The 17,340-nt window shown below is 63.8% G+C and carries 15 protein-coding genes and 1 pseudogene; 9 read left to right on the forward strand and 7 right to left on the reverse strand.

The features are described from left to right. Positions 1 to 121 precede the first annotated feature (121 nt). Positions 122 to 1,051, forward strand: a complete 930-nt coding sequence (locus tag M3I54_RS15160) for a LysR family transcriptional regulator (RefSeq protein WP_254337142.1) — start codon at positions 122 to 124, stop codon at positions 1,049 to 1,051. Positions 1,052 to 1,110: 59 nt separating this feature from the next. Here M3I54_RS15160 and M3I54_RS15165 read toward each other — a convergent pair whose 3' ends face one another. Then, positions 1,111 to 1,935 carry an IclR family transcriptional regulator gene (locus tag M3I54_RS15165; protein WP_254337144.1) on the reverse strand — a complete coding sequence of 275 codons (825 nt, stop codon included), beginning with the start codon at positions 1,933 to 1,935 and terminating at the stop codon, positions 1,111 to 1,113. Between M3I54_RS15165 and M3I54_RS15170 the strand changes: the two genes are divergently transcribed. The 7 genes from M3I54_RS15170 (at position 1,934) to M3I54_RS15200 (ending at position 8,908) form a co-directional block, all read left to right on the forward strand. Continuing rightward, complete coding sequence (locus tag M3I54_RS15170) at positions 1,934 to 2,131, forward strand: hypothetical protein (RefSeq protein WP_254337146.1); 198 nt, start codon at positions 1,934 to 1,936, stop codon at positions 2,129 to 2,131. The two genes, M3I54_RS15165 and M3I54_RS15170, sit on opposite strands and share 2 nt — an antisense overlap. Before the next feature lie 447 nt (positions 2,132 to 2,578). Continuing rightward, entirely contained in the window at positions 2,579 to 3,472 is an 894-nt protein-coding gene (gene cyoA / locus M3I54_RS15175) for a ubiquinol oxidase subunit II (RefSeq protein ID WP_254337148.1), read from the forward strand. Positions 3,473 to 3,477: 5 nt separating this feature from the next. Further along, entirely contained in the window at positions 3,478 to 5,487 is a 2,010-nt protein-coding gene (cyoB, locus tag M3I54_RS15180; RefSeq protein ID WP_254337151.1) for a cytochrome o ubiquinol oxidase subunit I, read from the forward strand. Continuing rightward, positions 5,487 to 6,098 (forward strand): cytochrome o ubiquinol oxidase subunit III, encoded by a 612-nt coding sequence (gene cyoC / locus M3I54_RS15185; RefSeq protein ID WP_254337153.1) that lies wholly within the window; start codon positions 5,487 to 5,489, stop codon positions 6,096 to 6,098. The genes cyoB and cyoC overlap by 1 nt, the downstream gene beginning before the upstream one ends. Beyond that, positions 6,099 to 6,419: a cytochrome o ubiquinol oxidase subunit IV gene (gene cyoD / locus M3I54_RS15190; RefSeq protein ID WP_254337155.1), complete on the forward strand. Its 321-nt coding sequence runs from the start codon at positions 6,099 to 6,101 to the stop codon at positions 6,417 to 6,419. A gap of 292 nt (positions 6,420 to 6,711) precedes the next feature. Further along, positions 6,712 to 7,914, forward strand: coding sequence for a 3-oxoadipyl-CoA thiolase (gene pcaF / locus M3I54_RS15195; protein ID WP_254337158.1), 1,203 nt, complete (start codon positions 6,712 to 6,714; stop codon positions 7,912 to 7,914). Between the two features lie 376 nt (positions 7,915 to 8,290). Next, on the forward strand, positions 8,291 to 8,908 hold the full coding sequence (locus M3I54_RS15200) for a hypothetical protein (protein ID WP_254337160.1): 618 nt from the start codon (positions 8,291 to 8,293) through the stop codon (positions 8,906 to 8,908). A gap of 90 nt (positions 8,909 to 8,998) precedes the next feature. Here M3I54_RS15200 and gabD read toward each other — a convergent pair whose 3' ends face one another. Both gabD and gabT read right to left on the reverse strand, forming a co-directional pair. Then, the gene (gabD, locus tag M3I54_RS15205) at positions 8,999 to 10,450 is read right to left on the reverse strand and encodes an NADP-dependent succinate-semialdehyde dehydrogenase (RefSeq protein ID WP_254337162.1); all 1,452 of its coding nucleotides are present in this window, start codon (positions 10,448 to 10,450) and stop codon (positions 8,999 to 9,001) included. 120 nt (positions 10,451 to 10,570) lie between these two features. Further along, positions 10,571 to 11,863 carry a 4-aminobutyrate--2-oxoglutarate transaminase gene (gabT, locus tag M3I54_RS15210; protein ID WP_254337164.1) on the reverse strand — a complete coding sequence of 431 codons (1,293 nt, stop codon included), beginning with the start codon at positions 11,861 to 11,863 and terminating at the stop codon, positions 10,571 to 10,573. Between the two features lie 127 nt (positions 11,864 to 11,990). Here gabT and M3I54_RS15215 point away from each other — a divergent pair, with 127 nt between their 5' ends. Further along, complete coding sequence (locus tag M3I54_RS15215) at positions 11,991 to 13,628, forward strand: PLP-dependent aminotransferase family protein (protein ID WP_254337166.1); 1,638 nt, start codon at positions 11,991 to 11,993, stop codon at positions 13,626 to 13,628. 27 nt (positions 13,629 to 13,655) lie between these two features. Here M3I54_RS15215 and M3I54_RS15220 read toward each other — a convergent pair. The 4 genes and pseudogenes from M3I54_RS15220 to phnC all read right to left on the reverse strand — a co-directional run bounded on the left by M3I54_RS15220 (position 13,656) and on the right by phnC (position 17,278). Then, positions 13,656 to 14,358 (reverse strand): annotated as a pseudogene (locus tag M3I54_RS15220) (EamA family transporter). Positions 14,359 to 14,515: 157 nt separating this feature from the next. Further along, complete coding sequence (phnE, locus tag M3I54_RS15225; RefSeq protein ID WP_375542148.1) at positions 14,516 to 15,406, reverse strand: phosphonate ABC transporter, permease protein PhnE; 891 nt, start codon at positions 15,404 to 15,406, stop codon at positions 14,516 to 14,518. Next, positions 15,406 to 16,392: a phosphonate ABC transporter substrate-binding protein gene (gene phnD, locus M3I54_RS15230; protein WP_254337169.1), complete on the reverse strand. Its 987-nt coding sequence runs from the start codon at positions 16,390 to 16,392 to the stop codon at positions 15,406 to 15,408. Before phnD ends, phnE begins: the two co-directional genes overlap by 1 nt. 58 nt (positions 16,393 to 16,450) lie before the next feature. Continuing rightward, positions 16,451 to 17,278, reverse strand: coding sequence for a phosphonate ABC transporter ATP-binding protein (gene phnC, locus M3I54_RS15235; protein ID WP_254337172.1), 828 nt, complete (start codon positions 17,276 to 17,278; stop codon positions 16,451 to 16,453). Positions 17,279 to 17,340: the final 62 nt, after the last annotated feature.

A 17,340-nucleotide genomic window follows, 5' to 3' on the forward strand; every position in this document is an offset into this window, starting at 1 on the left:
GGCGTCGTCCTTAACCGCCGCTTAACAGCCGCTTAAGGGCTCGAACGGCCTGGGGGATTTTTGGTTGGGTGCGGTTGCCGTGAGAAGATGCTGGCGACCCGAGAACTCAACGAGAATGCCCTTGGACCGTTTCCAGGAGATGCAGATTTTCACGCGCATCGTCGACCGCCGCAGCTTCACGCAGGCGGCCGACGATCTGAACTTGCCGCGGGCGACGGTCACCAATTCGATCAAGCGCCTCGAAGCGCGCCTTGGCGTGCGTTTGCTCGAACGCACCACGCGTCAGGTCAAGCCGACGCTCGACGGCGACGCCTACTACCAGCGCTGCCTGCGCCTGCTCGCCGACCTCGAGGAAACCGAGGAGGCGTTTCGCGACACCGATCCGCAGGGGCGCTTGCGCGTGAACATGCAGGGGACGCTCACGCAGTATTTCGTGATGCCGCGCCTGCCCGACTTTCTCGCGCGCTATCCGCGGATCGAGTTCTTCATCGGCTCGGGTGACCACTTTGTCGATCTCGTGCGCGAGGGCGTGGACTGCGTGCTGCGCGCGGGCGAACTGGCCGACTCCTCGATGATTGCGCGGCGCGTGGCGCTGCTGGAGCAGGTGACCTGCGCGAGCCCCGCGTATCTGGAACGGCATGGCGACCCGAAATCGATCGAGGCGCTCGCCGGCACGCACACGGGAAATCCGGGGCGGTTGGGTAGACCCGGCCATCGGGCCGTGAACTATGTTTCGCCGTCCACGGGCCGCGCGCTCCCACTCGAATTCACGACCGCTGACGGTATCGCCGACGTGACGCTGCCGGGCCCGGTGGCCGTGAACGGCGCGGAACTCTACACGGCGGGCGCGCTGGCGGGGCTCGGCATCGTTCAGGTGCCGCGCTACCGCGTGCGCGAACTGCTCGCCAACGGCGAGCTGTGCGTCGTGCTGCCCGCGCATCCGCCGCCGCCCTTGCCGGTCTCGGTGCTGTACCCGCAGAACCGCCAGTTGTCGCTGCGCGTGCGCGCTTTCGCCGACTGGCTCGTGCAGGTATTTGCCGAGGTTGCCTGAGATGGCTTGAGCGCGCCGGGGCGGCTTGATCAGTCGCGCCCGGTTGCGATCAGTCGTCTTTACGTGCGCCGCGCGACCATGCCGGACACACGCGCCGCGGCTTGCTGAAGCGGATCGAGGAAGGTCTTCACCATCTGTTTGGCCGACGTGCGCTGCGCGTTGCCGCTGATGTTCATCGCGGCGATCACGCGGCCCTGCCGGTTGCGGATAGGCGCGGAGATCGAGATGAGGCCGCCTTCCAGTTCCTGATCGACAATGGCCCAGCCCTGCTGGCGCACCTGGCCGATGATCTTCTTGAGTTCGCCGACGTCGGTGACCGTGCGCGCCGTATGCGCATAGAGCGGCGAGGAGCCGAGCGTTTCGTCGAGCGCGGCGTCGTCGAGCGAGGCGAGCAGCACGCGCCCCATGGAGGTGCAGTATGCGGGCAGGCGGCTGCCGATCGAGAGGTTGATCGTCATGATCTTATGCGTGGGCACGCGCAGCACGTAGACGATCTCGGTGCGGTCGAGCACGGCCGCCGAGCAGCTCTCATGCACTTCCTGCGACAGCTCCTCCATCACCGGCTCGGCGAGATTCCAGAACGGCATCGACGTGAGGTACGCGAAGCCCAGGTCGAGAATGCGCGGGGTGAGGCGAAAGAGCCGCCCCTCGGCTTCGACGTAGCCGAGCGTCTGCAGCGTGAGCAGAATGCGGCGCGCCCCGGCGCGCGTGAGGCCCGTGGCGGCGGCGACGTCGGTGAGGGTCTGCTCGGGATGCTCGGCGTTGAACGCGCGGATCACCGAAAGCCCACGCGCGAATGACTGCACATAGGAGTCGCCCGGCTTTTCGGGAATCTCCTGCTGGTCGGTGGAGCGGTCTGGCGAGGCACTGGAAGCAGAATTCATGGGCGTGGCGTTCGATCTTGCTGCGGCGCTTGAAGAACCTATCAAGATAACCCAAGCGATCGGTTTCGCCAACAAGCGGCGAGGGCGAGGCGGGCGCAAACTTTCGGGGCAGGGCGCCCGAGTCAACATCGAGAGTGTGGCGTGGCATGACACGCGTCAAATGCGCACACCAAATCATTTGGTATTCAGATATTGATTCCAGTCAATTAATTGCGGTCGAAAAGTGATTGGCGAATGAATTGATCATTTAGAGCTGAATATCGGCGCGGCCTGAAATTAAAAAAGAAAAAGGTGAAGTCGAAATTCGAAAGAATTGGCGCATTTCCTGACGATTCTTCGATTACGCCGCGCGTGTCTCCGTCCGCCACTTCGCTTGCGCGCGCGCTGGCTCTCACGCTGAAACCGCCACGCAGTGGGGGTTTTCTGGATGAAAGCTATTGGAAAGATAATTGCGGCTTTCCGTCGCGCTTGCCTTGGCGAGCTTTGTCCCGCTGGTGAATCCTTAGCAAAGATCAAATTTTGAGATTGGTGCTTTCCGTAGAATCGCGCTGAATACGATACGGGTGCATTTTGCGTGGCGAATTTGCGATGCAAATGTGTTGGGTGTTACGCGTTTTGGTGGACAACGGAAGAACAGGCAAACATGAAAGACAGAAAAGCCTTTAAAAGGTGGTTAATCCCCCTCGGCAGCGGGCTGCTCGTTTCTCTTGCGGGGTGCAGCGGCAATTTTGCCGTGCTGGACCCGAAGGGCAGCGTGGGCGCGGCCGAGAAGTCGCTCATCCTCACGGCCACGTGGGCCATGCTGCTGGTCGTGGTGCCCGTCATCATCCTGACGCTCCTGTTCGCGTGGCGCTACCGCGCCTCGAACCGCAACGCGACCTACGCGCCGAAGTGGGCCCACTCCACGGCGATCGAAGTGGTGGTCTGGGCCATTCCGGCCGCGATCATCCTGTTCCTCGCCATCCTCACGTGGCGCACCTCGCACGAGCTCGACCCGTACAAGCCGCTGGAGTCGAGCGTGAAGCCCATCAACGTCGAGGTCGTCGCGCTCGACTGGAAGTGGCTCTTCATCTACCCCGACCTCGGCATTGCCTCGGTGAACCAGCTCGCGGTGCCGGTGGGCACGCCGGTCAACTTCCGCATCACGTCGGACTCGGTGATGAATTCGTTCTTCATCCCGCAGCTGGGCACCCAGGTCTACGCCATGGCGGGCATGCAAACGCGTCTGCACCTGATCGCCGACGAAGCGGGCGATTTCGACGGTCTCTCGTCCAACTACAGCGGCAAGGGCTTCTCGGACATGAAGTTCCGCACGCTCGCCACGAGCCAGCAGGACTTCGACGCGTGGGTGCAGAAGGTGAAGACGTCGTCCACCCAGCTTTCGATGGACGAGTACGCAACGGTTTCGAAGCCGCAGGAGAAGGCGCCGGTGCAGTACTTCTCGACCGTCGACCCGAAGCTCTTCAATAACATCATCGCGAAGTACAACAACGGGCACGTCACGATTTTCGACCCGTCTTGCGTGACCAAGGGGTAAGCAGCATGTTCGGAAAACTCACATTAGAGGCGATCCCGTTCGATCAGCCCATCATCATGGGCGCGGCGGCGTTCATGGCACTGATCGTCCTCGGCGTGCTCGGTCTCGTCACCGTGACCGGCAAGTGGAAGTACATCTGGACCGAGTGGCTCACGAGTGTGGACCACAAACGCATCGGCGTGATGTACATGATCGTGGCGGTGCTCATGCTCGTGCGCGGCTTCGCCGACGCGGTCATGATGCGTATCCAGCAGGCCATGGCGTTCGATTCGCCCGGCTATCTGCCGCCGCATCACTTCGACCAGATCTTCACGGCGCATGGCGTCATCATGATCTTCTTCATGGCGATGGCGCTCATGGTCGGCTTCTTCAACCTTGTCGTGCCCCTGCAGATCGGCGCGCGCGATGTGGCGTTCCCGTTCCTGAACTCGCTTTCGTTCTGGATGACGGCGATCAGTGCGATCCTCATCAACCTCTCGCTCGTGATCGGCGAGTTCGCGAAGGTGGGCTGGCTCGCGTATCCGCCGCTCTCTGAACTGCAGTTCAGTCCAGACGTGGGGGTGGACTACTACATCTGGTCGGTCCAGCTCTCAGGTGTCGGCACATTGATCACGGCCGTGAACTTCTTCGTCACGATCCTCAAGATGCGCGCGCCCGGCATGACGCTCATGAAGATGCCCGTGTTCACGTGGACGGCGCTGTGCTCGAACGTGCTCATCATGGCCACGTTCCCGATCCTCACGATCGCCGTGGCGCTGCTCGGCCTCGATCGCTACGTCGGCACGCACTTCTTCACGAACGAGCTTGGCGGCAACGCCATGCTGTATCTGAACCTGATCTGGGCGTGGGGTCACCCCGAGGTGTACATCCTCGTGCTGCCTGCGTTCGGCATCTATTCGGAAGTGATGGCCACGTTCTGCAAGAAGCCGCTGTTCGGCTACAAGACGATGGTGTACGCCTCGTGCGCGATCATGGTGCTGGCGTTCCTCGTGTGGGCGCACCACTTCTTCACGATGGGTTCGGGCGCCGACGTCAACGCGTTCTTCGGTATCGCGACGATGATTATCGCCATTCCCACCGGCGTGAAGATCTTCAACTGGCTGTTCACGATGTATCGCGGCCGTGTGCACTTCACCGCGCCCGTGCTCTGGACCGTCGGCTTCATGGTGACGTTCTCGATCGCCGGCATGACCGGCGTGATGCTCGCGATTCCGGGTGCGGACTTCGTGCTCCACAACTCGCTCTTCCTGGTCGCTCACTTCCACAACGCGATTATCGGCGGCGTGGTGTTCGGTTACCTCGCGGGCCTGCAGTACTGGTTCCCGAAGGTGTTCGGCTTGAAGCCCAGCGAAAAGCTCGGCAAGGCGTCGTTCTGGTGCTGGTTCGTCGGCTTCTACGTGGCCTTCGTGCCGCTCTACGTGCTCGGTTTCATGGGCGCAACGCGCCGTACCAACCACTACGACGTGCCCGAATGGCATCCGTACTTCGTCGTCGCCGCAATTGGCGCTGCGATCATCGCGGTCGGCATCGTGTTCCAGGTCCTGCTGTGGGTCATGGCCTTCGTAAACCGCAACAAGGCCGAATGCAAGGACGTGACGGGCGACCCGTGGGACGGTCGCACGCTCGAATGGGCAACGTCGTCGCCGCCGGCGGTTTATAACTTCGCGGTCATTCCGCACGTGGACGAGATCGACGCTTTCGCGCACATGAAGGAAGCGGGCCGCGGTCCGGGGCTCGCCGCGAAATATAGCGACATCCACATGCCGTCGAACACGTCGGCGGGCTTCGTCATCGGCATGTTCAGCCTCGTGCTGGGTTTCGCGGCCGTGTGGCACATCACGTGGCTTGCGGTGCTCGGGTTCGTTGGCGTCGCGCTGACGGTCATCTTGAAGAGCTTCGGCAACAACGACGGTTATTACATTCCGGCCGCGAAGGTCCGCGAGATCGAAGAACGGCGCTTTGGCACCGGCGCCGCCGTGGCCAAGCGTGACCTGGTCGCCGAGGAGGCAGTCTGATGTTACAGAAAACCAATGCGGCAACCCTTGCCGAACTCGATCACCACGATCACCCGCAGTCGCACTCGGTATTCGGCTTCTGGGTCTACCTGATGACCGACTGCCTGCTGTTCGCGGCGCTGTTCGCCACGTTTGGCGTGCTGGGCCACCAGTTCGCGGGCGGCCCCACGGGCAAGGACCTGTTCGACATTCCGGGCGTCGCGCTCGAAACGGCCGTGCTGCTGCTTTCGAGCATCACGTACGGCTTTGCGATGCTCGGCGCGCACCAGCGCAAGAACGGCGTGGTGCTCGGCTGGCTCGCCGTCACCTTCATTCTGGGTGCGTCGTTCCTCGTGCTCGAACTGCGCGAGTTCTCGCACCTGATCGCAGATGGTGCCGGCCCGCAGCGCAGCGCGTTCCTTTCGTCGTTCTTCACGCTTGTCGCCACGCACGGCCTGCACGTGTTCTTCGGCCTGCTGTGGATGCTCGTGATGATGATCCAGGTGGTGCGCGCACAGCAGCTGGGCGAGCAGGAAATCCGCCGTCTCACGTGCCTGAGCCTCTTCTGGCACTTTCTCGACGTGGTGTGGATCTGCGTGTTTTCTTTTGTCTATCTGGGGAGCGTGCTCTAAATGGCTCAATCTCATGCAGAGTCGCACGGCAGCCTCGGCAGCTATGTGGCGGGCTTCATTCTTTCGGTGCTGCTTACCGCGGGCGCATTCGCCGTTGTCCTGCACGGCACGCTCGATGCCACCACGGCCATGATCGTGATCGCGGTGCTCGCCTTCGTCCAGGTGGTCGTGCACCTCGTGTTCTTCCTGCATCTGAACACGTCGCCGGGGCAGGGCTGGAATGTGCTGTCGCTCGCGTACACGGTGTTGGCCGCCGCGTTCCTGATCTTCGGCACGATCTGGGTCATGCACAACGTCGGCATGCTCATGATGTCGCGTTAAGCGTTCGCCTCACTGGCTGGCGCCTCGCGCGCGCCTGAACTCGCGAAGCCGCACGGGCAGCGTCCTGTGCGGCTTTTCACTTTTGGAGCCAGGTCCGCGTGCTTGACACCCGTCCCGGGACACGCCTATTATGGCCATCAAATTGTTCGATTAACGATCATCGGTTCGACAGTCGAACAAATCGCACGAGGACGTGCGCGTTCGATCTCCCATTTTCGCCCGCGCAGTCCGTCAATCTCAATCATCTTTGCATGGGATCGCATCAAGTGCCTGCGATCGAAAGGAGACTCACATGACGGAAGCATTCATCTGCGACGCGATTCGCACGCCTATCGGCCGCTACGCGGGCGCCCTTGCCCAGGTTCGCGCCGACGACCTCGGCGCCGTTCCGCTCAAGGCGCTCATGGAGCGCAACAAGGACGTGGACTGGACGGCGATCGACGACGTCATCTACGGCTGCGCGAACCAGGCGGGCGAGGACAACCGTAACGTCGCGCGCATGTCGTCGCTGCTGGCGGGCTTGCCGCAGGCCGTGCCGGGCTCGACGGTGAACCGCCTGTGCGGCTCCGGCATGGATGCCGTGGGCATTGCCGCGCGCGCGCTCAAGTCCGGCGAAACCGGGCTGATGATTGCGGGTGGCGTGGAAAGCATGAGCCGCGCGCCGTTCGTCATGGGCAAGTCGGCGAGCGCCTTCGCTCGCGACGCCGCGATTTACGACACGACGATTGGCTGGCGCTTCGTCAATCCGCTGATGAAGCAGCAGTACGGTGTGGACTCGATGCCGGAAACGGGCGAAAACGTCGCCGTCGACTACAACGTGAGCCGCGCCGATCAGGATGCGTTTGCGGTTCGCAGCCAGCAGAAGGCAGCTCGCGCACAGGCGGATGGCACGCTTGCGCAGGAGATCGTCGCGGTGACGATTGCGCAGAAGAAGGGCGATCCGATTGTTTTCTCGCGCGACGAGCATCCGCGTGAGACGAGCCTCGAAGCGCTCGCCAAGCTCAAGGGCGTCGTGCGTCCGGATGGCTCGGTGACGGCTGGCAACGCTTCGGGCGTGAATGATGGCGCTTGCGCGCTGCTCCTCGCCAATGAGGAAACCGCCAGGCGTTTTGGGCTCGTGCCGCGTGCGCGCGTGCTCGGTATCGCGACGGCTGGCGTCGCGCCGCGCGTGATGGGCATTGGTCCCGCGCCCGCTACGCAGAAGCTCCTCGCGCGTCTGAACATGACCATCGACCAGTTCGATGTTATCGAGTTGAACGAAGCGTTTGCATCGCAAGGGCTCGCCGTGCTGCGCATGCTCGGCGTCGCCGATGACGATCCTCGTGTCAATCCTAACGGCGGAGCAATTGCACTTGGCCATCCGCTCGGGATGAGCGGCGCGCGGCTCGTGACGACCGCCATGTATCAGCTCCATCGCACGCAAGGGCGTTTTGCGCTTTGCACGATGTGTATCGGCGTGGGGCAGGGGATTGCTATCGCGATCGAGCGCGTCTGATTTTTGGTCGCTCTGAATTGAAAAAGCCGTGGATCGATTTGATCCGCGGCTTTTTTGTCTTGCTGCGTGCCCAACGCCCACACCTTCAGGGGCCTGGTACTGCGCATATGCCGATGCACACAGCAAAGCCGTGCAAAAAAAGAATTTCGATCTACGCAACAATTGCGCAATTCGTTTCAATGTGTAGTCGCACAGGAATTTGAGCCTCTGCAAATCCCTCGGCCATGAGCCGTATTTGTTGGCGATAACTTGACTCGCTTCCGGCCAGGTAGCGGCCTCGTTTTAAAGCCCGCGCGTAGAATCGGTCGCACTTCGGCGCCACACGCCGATGCAAATACGGCAATCAGTTCAAACCCGTTTGACGAGGAGAATGTGAATGACGAAGGCAGCGATTCTGGCGGCGGCATGGGTGGTGGGCGTTGGCATTTCGCAGGTGGCGTTTGCACAAAACGATGCGCCCGCTTCGGCGCCGCAGGGGCAAAGCGCGCTCGCCAGCGCGGCGCAGGAAGTGATTGCCAACGCGGAGCCGGTCCATATCCAGGCGAAGATCGTCGGCATCGATCGCGCCGCGCGCGTCGTCACGCTGCGGGGGCCGCGCGGTAATGATGTCGATATCGCGCTCAGCCAGCAGGTCAGCAACTTCGATCAGCTCAACGTGGGCGACACCGTCGACGTGCTCTACAAGAATGCGCTCCTCGTGACAGCCGAAAAGGTAACGGGCAAGGACAAGGGTATTCGCAAGCGTGTGGATACCAATGTTTATCTGCCCGCGTCGTCGGGCTACGACGCCGCGCGCCAGGTCGAAGTCCAGGCCACGGTGCAGCATATCAACGTGAAGAAGCGCGAAGTGACGCTGCGCGGCGCGTATCAGACTGTCACGCTGCAAGCCACGCCGGATATCGACCTCAAGACTTTGAAGGTCGGCGACACGATCCACGCTGTGTTCGTTTCCGCTTATGCGACACAGGTGACGCCGGTCGGCGCCGCGCAGTAAGCACGTAAAAAAAGCCGGCGCATTGCGGCGCCGGCTCCCTTTTACGATCCGAACGGGCGCCTGAGAAGGCGCCCGTTTTTCGTCTGGTCGTTACATGCCCGCCATGCACATGTACTTGATCACTACGTAGTCGTCCACGCCATAGTGCGAGCCTTCGCGGCCAAGGCCGGACTGCTTCACGCCGCCAAACGGCGCGACTTCGTTCGAGATCAGGCCGGTGTTGATGCCCACCATGCCGTATTCGAGCGCTTCGGCCACGCGCCACACGCGGCCAATGTCGCGGCTGTAGAAGTAGGCGGCGAGACCGAACTCGGTATCGTTCGCCATCCTGATCACTTCTTCATCCGACGAGAAGCGGAACAGCGGCGCGAGCGGCCCGAAGGTTTCGTCGCGCGCAACCTTCATCGCGGGCGTGACGCCGGTGAGAATGGTCGGCTCGAAAAAGCCGTGGCCGAGCGCGTGGCGCTTGCCGCCCGTGGTCACCTGGGCGCCTTTTGCGAGCGCATCTTCGATGTGCGATTCCACCTTCAGCACGGCCGCTTCGTTGATGAGCGGGCCTTGCGTCACGCCAGCCTCTGTGCCGAGGCCGACCTTGAGCTTTTCCACCGCGTCGCGCAGCTTGGCCGCGAACGCGTCGTACACGGCGTCGTGCACGTAGAAGCGGTTCGTGCACACGCAGGTCTGGCCGCTGTTGCGATACTTCGAGGCGATGGCGCCGGCTACGGCCGCATCGAGATCGGCGTCTTCGAATACGATGAACGGCGCGTTGCCGCCCAGTTCCAGCGAGACCTTCTTGACCGTCGAGGCGCACTGGCCCATGAGCAGGCGGCCCACCGGCGTCGAGCCCGTGAACGAGAGCTTGCGCACGGTCGGGTTGCTCGTGAGCTCGCCGCCAATCGCCTTCGGGTCGCCCGTCACGACACTGAACACACCACGCGGCACGCCCGCGCGCTCGGCTAGCACGGCCAGCGCGAGCGCCGAGAACGGCGTGGCTTCGGCGGGCTTGAGCACGATCGGGCAACCTGCCGCGAGCGCGGGGCCGACCTTGCGGGTGATCATCGCGGCGGGGAAATTCCACGGCGTGATCGCGGCGCACACGCCCACGGGTTCCTTCGTCACGACGATACGCTTGTCGTTGGCGGGCGTGGGGATCGTGTCGCCATAGATACGCTTGCCTTCCTCCGCGAACCATTCGAGGAACGACGCAGCGTAGCCGATCTCGCCCTTCGCCTCGGCGAGGGGCTTGCCTTGTTCCGTGGTGAGGATGAGTGCCAGGTCGTCGGCGTTTTCCATCATCAGGTCATGCCACTTGCGCAGGATAACGCTGCGCTCCTTCGCGGTCTTCGCGCGCCATGCGGGCCATGCAGCGTTCGCGGCGGCGATCGCGCGGCGCGTTTCCGCGGCACCCATGCGCGGCACCGTGCCGATGACCGCGCCGGTGGCGGGGTTCTTGACTTCGAGCGTGGCGCCGTCTTCGGCGCCTTGCCATTCGCCATTGATAAAGGCGTTGTGTTGCAGCAGCGATGCGTCTTTCAGGTTCATTCCTGAACTCCAGGTAGGCGTTGATTCGATTCTTTTAGAACGACGAACGGCACAGCGGCAAACGCCGGTGTGCCGTTTCGCGGATGGCCCGCCGCTCACGGGCCAGAATGCGGTGGAGGCTTACGCCGGCACGCCCACAGCTTCCTTGATCGACTCTTCGAGGATCGCGAGCGCTTCGTCGAACACGTTGTCCTGGATCGTCAGCGGGAACAGGAAGCGCACGACGTTCGAGTACACGCCGCACACGAGCAGCAGCAGGCCGCGGTTCAGCGCGGCGGTCTGCACGCGCTTCGTGAAGTCGGCGTCGGCCTCGTTCGTACCCGGCTTGCAGAACTCAACCGCGTTCATCGCGCCTGGGCCGCGCACGTCGGCGATTTGCGGCACGTCGGCCTTCATCGCGCTGAGCTTGGCCTTGAGCTTGTCGCCGAGCTTCGTGGCGCGCTCGCAGAGCTTTTCTTCTTCGATGATCTCGATCACCGCATGCGCCGACGCCACAGCCAGCGGATTGCCCGCGTACGTGCCGCCGAGACCGCCGGGCGCTGCCGCGTCCATGACTTCCGCGCGGCCCACCACGCCCGAGAGCGGCATGCCGCCTGCCAGGCTCTTGGCGATCGTCATGAGGTCCGGCGCGACGTCGTAGTGTTCCATCGCGAACAGCTTGCCGGTGCGCGCGAAGCCCGTTTGCACTTCGTCGGCGATCAGCAGGATGCCGTGCGTGTCGCAGATCTTGCGCAGGCCGCGCACGAAGTCAGCCGGTGCCTGGTAGAAGCCGCCTTCGCCCTGCACCGGTTCGAAGATGATCGCGGCGACGCGCTTCGGATCGATGTCGGCCTTGAACAGCATGTCGATGTGCTTGAGCGAGTCGGCCGTGCTGATGCCGTGGACCGAGTTCGGGTACGGGGCGTGGTACACGTCGGCCGGGAACGGGCCGAACGCGAGCTTGTACGGCGCGACCTTGCCCGTGAGCGCCATGCCCATCATCGTGCGGCCGTGGAAGCCGCCCGCGAAGGCGATCACGCCCGGACGGCCCGTATGGGCACGTGCGATTTTCACGGCGTTTTCGACGGCTTCGGCGCCCGTCGTGAAGAAGGCGGCCTTCTTGGCGAAACTGCCCGGCGCGCGCTGGGCGACCTTTTCGGCCAGCGAGACGTACGACTCGTACGGCACGATCTGGTAGGCGGTGTGCGTGAACTGGTCGAGCTGCGCCTTGATCGCGGCGACGATCTTCGGATGGCGGTGGCCCGTGTTGCACACGGCGATACCGGCGGCGAAGTCGATGAAGCGGCGGCCTTCCACGTCCCACAGCTCGGCGTTTTCGGCGCGCTCGGCGTAGAAGTCACACATCACGCCCACGCCGCGCGGGGTAATGGCGTTCTTGCGGCTTTGCAGATCGGCGTTCTTGCTCACGTTCATCTCCTGTGGAATCGGTGTCAGTTCTGAGGTTGGTTGGCGGACCAGCAAGCAGTCCATGTCGCGACTATACTCAGGTTTGGCTCTAATTTTCAGAGCCATTCAGTGCAATATTTAGGAGCCAATTTCGATGCGTGCGAGTGTTCTGTCCGATTGGCTGGCCCAACGGCTCGACCGCGGAAGCGCCCAGCCGGTGTACCGGCAACTGCACAAGCTGCTGCAGCAGGCGATCCTTTCGCGCGAGCTGCCGGCCGGGGCGCGGGTGCCGTCGTCGCGGCTGCTGGCGGCGGAGCTGGGGATTGCGCGCAATACCGTGACGCAGGTCTACGAACAATTGGTGCTCGAAGGCTATGTCACGTCGGCGACGGGGCGCGGCACTTTCGTGGCGGACACGTCGCCCGACGAGATCGTGGGCGCGACGGAAATTGGCTCTATGCAACCGCGGAAAAATACTGAACTACCAGGAGCCGCGCCGGCTGCAGGACGTGTTGCAACTAACCGCCAAAGCGTGCAGGGCGCGGAAACGCTTGCCGCGGCGGCACCTGGAACCGCGGAGGCAAGCGGACTGGAAGCCGCCAAGCACCCGCAGCGCCCCACGGCGCGCGCACTCTCGGCACGCGGCACGCGCCTGATTACCAGCGCAGGCGTATCGAAGCGTCAGGGCGGCGCGTTCATGCCCGGCGTGCCCGACGTCTCCCGCTTCCCCGCGCGCGTGTGGACGCGTCTGCACAACAAGTACTGGCGCAGCCTGCGCCCGGACCTGCTGACCTACGCGCCCGGCGGCGGGCTCGCGCTGCTGCGCCACGTGCTGGCCGACTATCTGCGCACCTCTCGCTCGGTGCGCTGCTCGCCGGAGCAGATCATCATCACGACGGGTATTCACCAGTCCATCGACCTGGCCGTGCGTCTGCTCTCCGACCCCGGCGACACCATCTGGACCGAAGACCCGTGCTACTGGGGCGTGCGCAGCGTGCTGCACGTCTCAGGCCTCAGTACGCGGCCGATCGCCGTGGACAGCGAAGGCCTCAACCCGTCGGCCGACGACTTCGCCGCGCCGCCGCCGCGCCTCATGCTCGTCACGCCTTCGCACCAGTATCCGCTCGGCATGGTGATGAGCCTCGCGCGCCGGCGCATGTTGCTCGAGTACGCGCGCCAGCATCAGTGCTGGATCATCGAGGACGACTACGACAGCGAGTTCCGTTACGGCAGCCGCCCGCTCGCGTCATTGCAGGGGCTCGATACGGCGGGGCAGGTGATCTACGTGGGGAGCTTCGGCAAGACGCTGTTTCCGGGCTTGCGCGTGGGCTATCTCGTCGCGCCACAAGCGCTGGCGGAAAGCTTCGCGACCGCGAGCGCGGAGTTGTATCGCGAGGGGCAATTGCTGCAGCAGGCCGTGCTCGCGGAGTTCATCGCCGAAGGGCACTTCACCTCGCATATCCGCAAGATGCGCGCGCTCTACGGCCAGCGCCGCCAGGTGCTGCTGGACGCGGTTTCGCGCCGCTACGGCGACGCGTTGCCCGCCATAGGCGGCGACGCGGGCCTGCACGTCGTGATGCAGCTGCCCGAAGGCAGCGACGACCGCGCCGTGGCCGAAGCCGCGCTCGCGCGCAATATCGTGGTGCGGCCGCTTTCGGGGTATTACTCGTCGCGCGAGCGCGCGAACCCGGGCTTGCTGATCGGCTATGCCTGCGTGCCCGACGAGGAGATCGCGCCCGCGTTCGACACGCTTGCCGAGGCGATCGATACGACGTTACCCGCGTTCGTGTGAGCGAAGCAGTCGCTACGCACAGGCCGCTCACTGCCGGATCAGCACGGCCCCGCAAGTCACGAGCGTGCATGCCACCATGCGGCGCGCCGTGAGCTTCTCGTTCATGAACAGCCAGCCGATCAGCACGGCGAAGACCGACGAGAGTTCGCGCAGCGCGGAAACCATCGCGATTGGCAAATAACGGAACGCCTCGATCACGAGGCAATACGCCGTGAGCGCGGCCGTTGCCGGACAGGCGCGCGCCGAGGCCGTCGACGACCGAATACATCGCGATGAAAAGGCCCGTGAGCAGCGCATACGGCACGCTCTCGCCCGAAAAGCGCATGCCGCGCCGGAAGGCGAGCGACATGATGCCAAGCGGAACGAGCGCGACGCCCGTGACCGCGAGCGCATGCAGGTCTTCGTGCGCGAACACGAGCGCGCCCGCGAATACGAGCAGCGGAGAAAGCCCGCGCGCGATGGGGTAGATCTGCCCGAAGTCGCCGCTGCGATAGGCGCGGATCAGCGTGAAGCAGTATACGAACTCCAGCACCACCGAAGCGGCGATCTACGGCCAGCTCGCCTGCGCGGGCAGCGGCAGCACGCACACGGCGATCGCGCTCACGACGATGTACGGCACCGAGAACATGCCGAGCAGCCAGAGGCGGTCGCCCGATAGATGGAGGAAGGCGTTCCAGCTCGCGTGCATGAGTGCCGAGAGCAGGACCAGCAGAACGACGAAACTGGCCATTGGGATTGCGAATCGAATGGTTTGTTGGAGACGCGGGCCGTTGCGGCCGCAATCGTGTGATTATTCCAGCGAACGCGCGTGGCGGCCAGAAACAGAGAAAAGCCGCGCGAGCCGTCGTTGTGTTTCGATTCGGCTTGCGCGGCTGTTGGGGAATGCGTTAGATCACGCGCGCACGCAGTCTTGCGGAGATGAGATCGATGGCCGTGACGACGACGATCACCATGATGAGAACGGCGCTGGTCTGCTGATAATCGAACGAGCGGATTTCCTCATACAGCACGACGCCGATGCCGCCCGCGCCCACCATGCCTACCACCATCGCCGAGCGCACATTCGACTCGAACCGGTAGAGCGCGTATGAGATCCACAGCGGCATGACCTGGGGCAGAACGCCGTAGATGATCTCGTCGAGCGTCGAGGCGCCCGTCGCGCGCACGCCTTCCACGGGGCGCGGGTCGATGGCTTCCACCGCTTCCGCAAAGAGCTTCGCGAGCACGCCTGTGGTGTGCACCCACAAGGCCAGCACGCCCGCGAACGGCCCGAGGCCCACGGCCACGATGAAGAGCATCGCGAACACCATCTCGTTGATGGCGCGGCACGCGTCCATCAATCGCCGCACGGGATGCAGCACCCACGCGGGCGCGAGGTTGTGCGCCGACATGAGCCCGAACGGCACCGCGCAGACGATGGCGAGCGCCGTACCCCACAGCGCCACCGCGACCGTGACCCACATCTCCTGGGCATACGTGCGCCATTCCGTGAAGTCCGGCGGGAAGAAGCCGCGCGCGAACGTGCCCATGTTCGCGGAGTCGGAGAAGAGGTCGAGCGGGCGCATGTCGGCGCCGCGCCACGCCACGCCGAGCAGCACGAACACGATGGCCCAGAGCGCGAGCGAGGACCAGCTGCGCTTGCCTGCCAGCCTGCTCGCAGCAAGGGCGGCCGCTTGCGGCGCGGCGGCGACGTCTGGCGCCGCCGCCGGCCCGGCAACGGGCCTCGCGACTTCTGCCTGCGGCACGGCGCGTGAGCTGTCGAAATCCATTGCGCCCATTACTGCTTCGCAGGTGCGGCGAGCGCGCCGATCTTCGCGTCGATGGCCGCGATCTGGCTCTTGCGGTCGTCGTCGGAGAGATGCGTGTCGGCTGTGATCTTCTCTTTCTGCTGGAACAGCGCGACCTGGCGGATCGGCAGGAGTTGCGCGTCGCTGGCGGGCGCGAAGCCTGCATAGCCGGTGATATCGGCCATGATCTTCTTCTCGCGCGGATCGGTCTTCCCGTAGTGGTAGAAGAAGTCGCGCAGCTTTTGCTTCGTGGCTTCAGGCAGATCCTTGCGATACACGAGCGGATCGGACGGAATGAGCGGCGAGGTCCACAGCACTCGCACCTGGGCAAAGCGGTCCGGGTGCTTCTGTTCAAGCGTGGAAAGCTCGATGGTGTTGTTGGTGGCGATATCCACCTTGTTGTTCACCACGGCAAGCAGGTTCGCTTCGTGGCTCGACGGCAGCACGGTCTTGAAGTTCGTCGCGTTCACCGAAATGCCGTGTTTCGCGAAGAGGTAATAGCCCGGAATCAGCGTGCCCGAGGTCGAATTGGGGTCGCCCCAGCCGAGCGTGAGATCCTTAGTATTCTTGAACACATCGTCGATCGTCTTCACGCGGCTGTTCACGTTGGTGATGAGCACCGACTTGTAGCCCGTGTCGCCGTTCGCGTAGAGCACCTTCGCGAAGATCTCGCCATTCGAGCGGTCCACGGCTTCCATGGCCGAAGCATTGCCGAAGTAGCCGATCTGCACCTTGTTGAAGCGCATCGCTTCGATGATGCCCGAGTAGTCGGTGGCGAAGAACGCATTCACGTGCAGGCCGGTCTGCTTGTTCAGATCGTCGATGAACGGTTGCCAGCGTTGCTTGAGCACCGCCGACGAGTCGGTCGAGATGATGCCGAAGCTGAGGTCTTCCGCGTGCGCGGCCGCGCTGCCGAGCGAGGCAAACGCGACGGCGCCGGCGGCGCACCAGGAGAGCATGGAGCGGAACAGTTTCATTGGGGCGGTCCGTGATGAGGGGAAACGTTGCGGGTTGAATAAGGGTTGGGTTGCGTCATCAGGCCGCGCGAGGCTGCGCGCCGAAGCGCGTTGCCGCGGACGGTGCAGCATCGGGTTCGAGCAGTTCGCGCGCGGCGTTGCCATACAGCTGTTGCAGCAGGGCGGGTGTGAGCGCTGCCGAAGCGCCGTCGTACACCACGCGCCCGTCGCGCAGCGCAATGGTGCGCGGGCAGTACTCCATGGCGATGTCGACCTGATGCAGCGAGACGACCACCGTCAAGCCGTGATCGCGGTTGAGCATGCGCATCATGTCCATCACGCGGCGCGACGATGTGGGGTCGAGCGAGGCGATCGGTTCGTCTGCGAGAATGAGGCGCGCGCGCTGCACGAGCGCGCGGGCGAGCGCCGCGCGCTGCTGCTGGCCGCCCGAGAGATTCGAGGCGCGCTCAGCGGCCTTGTGCGCGATGCCGACTTCGCCGAGCGCGGCAAGCATCAGCTCGCGCTCGGCGCGCGGAAAGCGGCCCGTGAGGCGTCGCCACAACGGCAGCCGCGATAGCGCGCCGATCAGCACGTTCGTTTCGACGGTGAGGCGATGCACGAGATTAAACTGCTGAAACACGAAGCCGATGTCGCGGCGAATGCGGCGCACTTCGCGCACGATGCGGCCGTCCTGCTGAATAGGACGACCAAGAATCTCGATGCGCGAAGGCTGCGGGTCGGAAGCCGTGAAGCCCGCAATATGGCGTAGCAAGGTCGATTTGCCCGAGCCCGATGCGCCGATCAGCGCGACCATCTCGCCAACGCCTACGCGCAGGTTGATTTCGTCGAGTGCCTTGCGGCCGCTGTCGAAGCTTTTCGAGAGGCGTTCGATGCGTATGGCGTCCATAACAATCCGTCGCTGTGTAGTCGAGGGCTCATTCTAGGAAGCGACTGTGACGGTTGAGTGAA

Origin of the sequence: Paraburkholderia sp. CNPSo 3274, assembly GCF_024206475.1 — a bacterium.
Classification (GTDB): Bacteria; Pseudomonadota; Gammaproteobacteria; order Burkholderiales; family Burkholderiaceae; genus Paraburkholderia.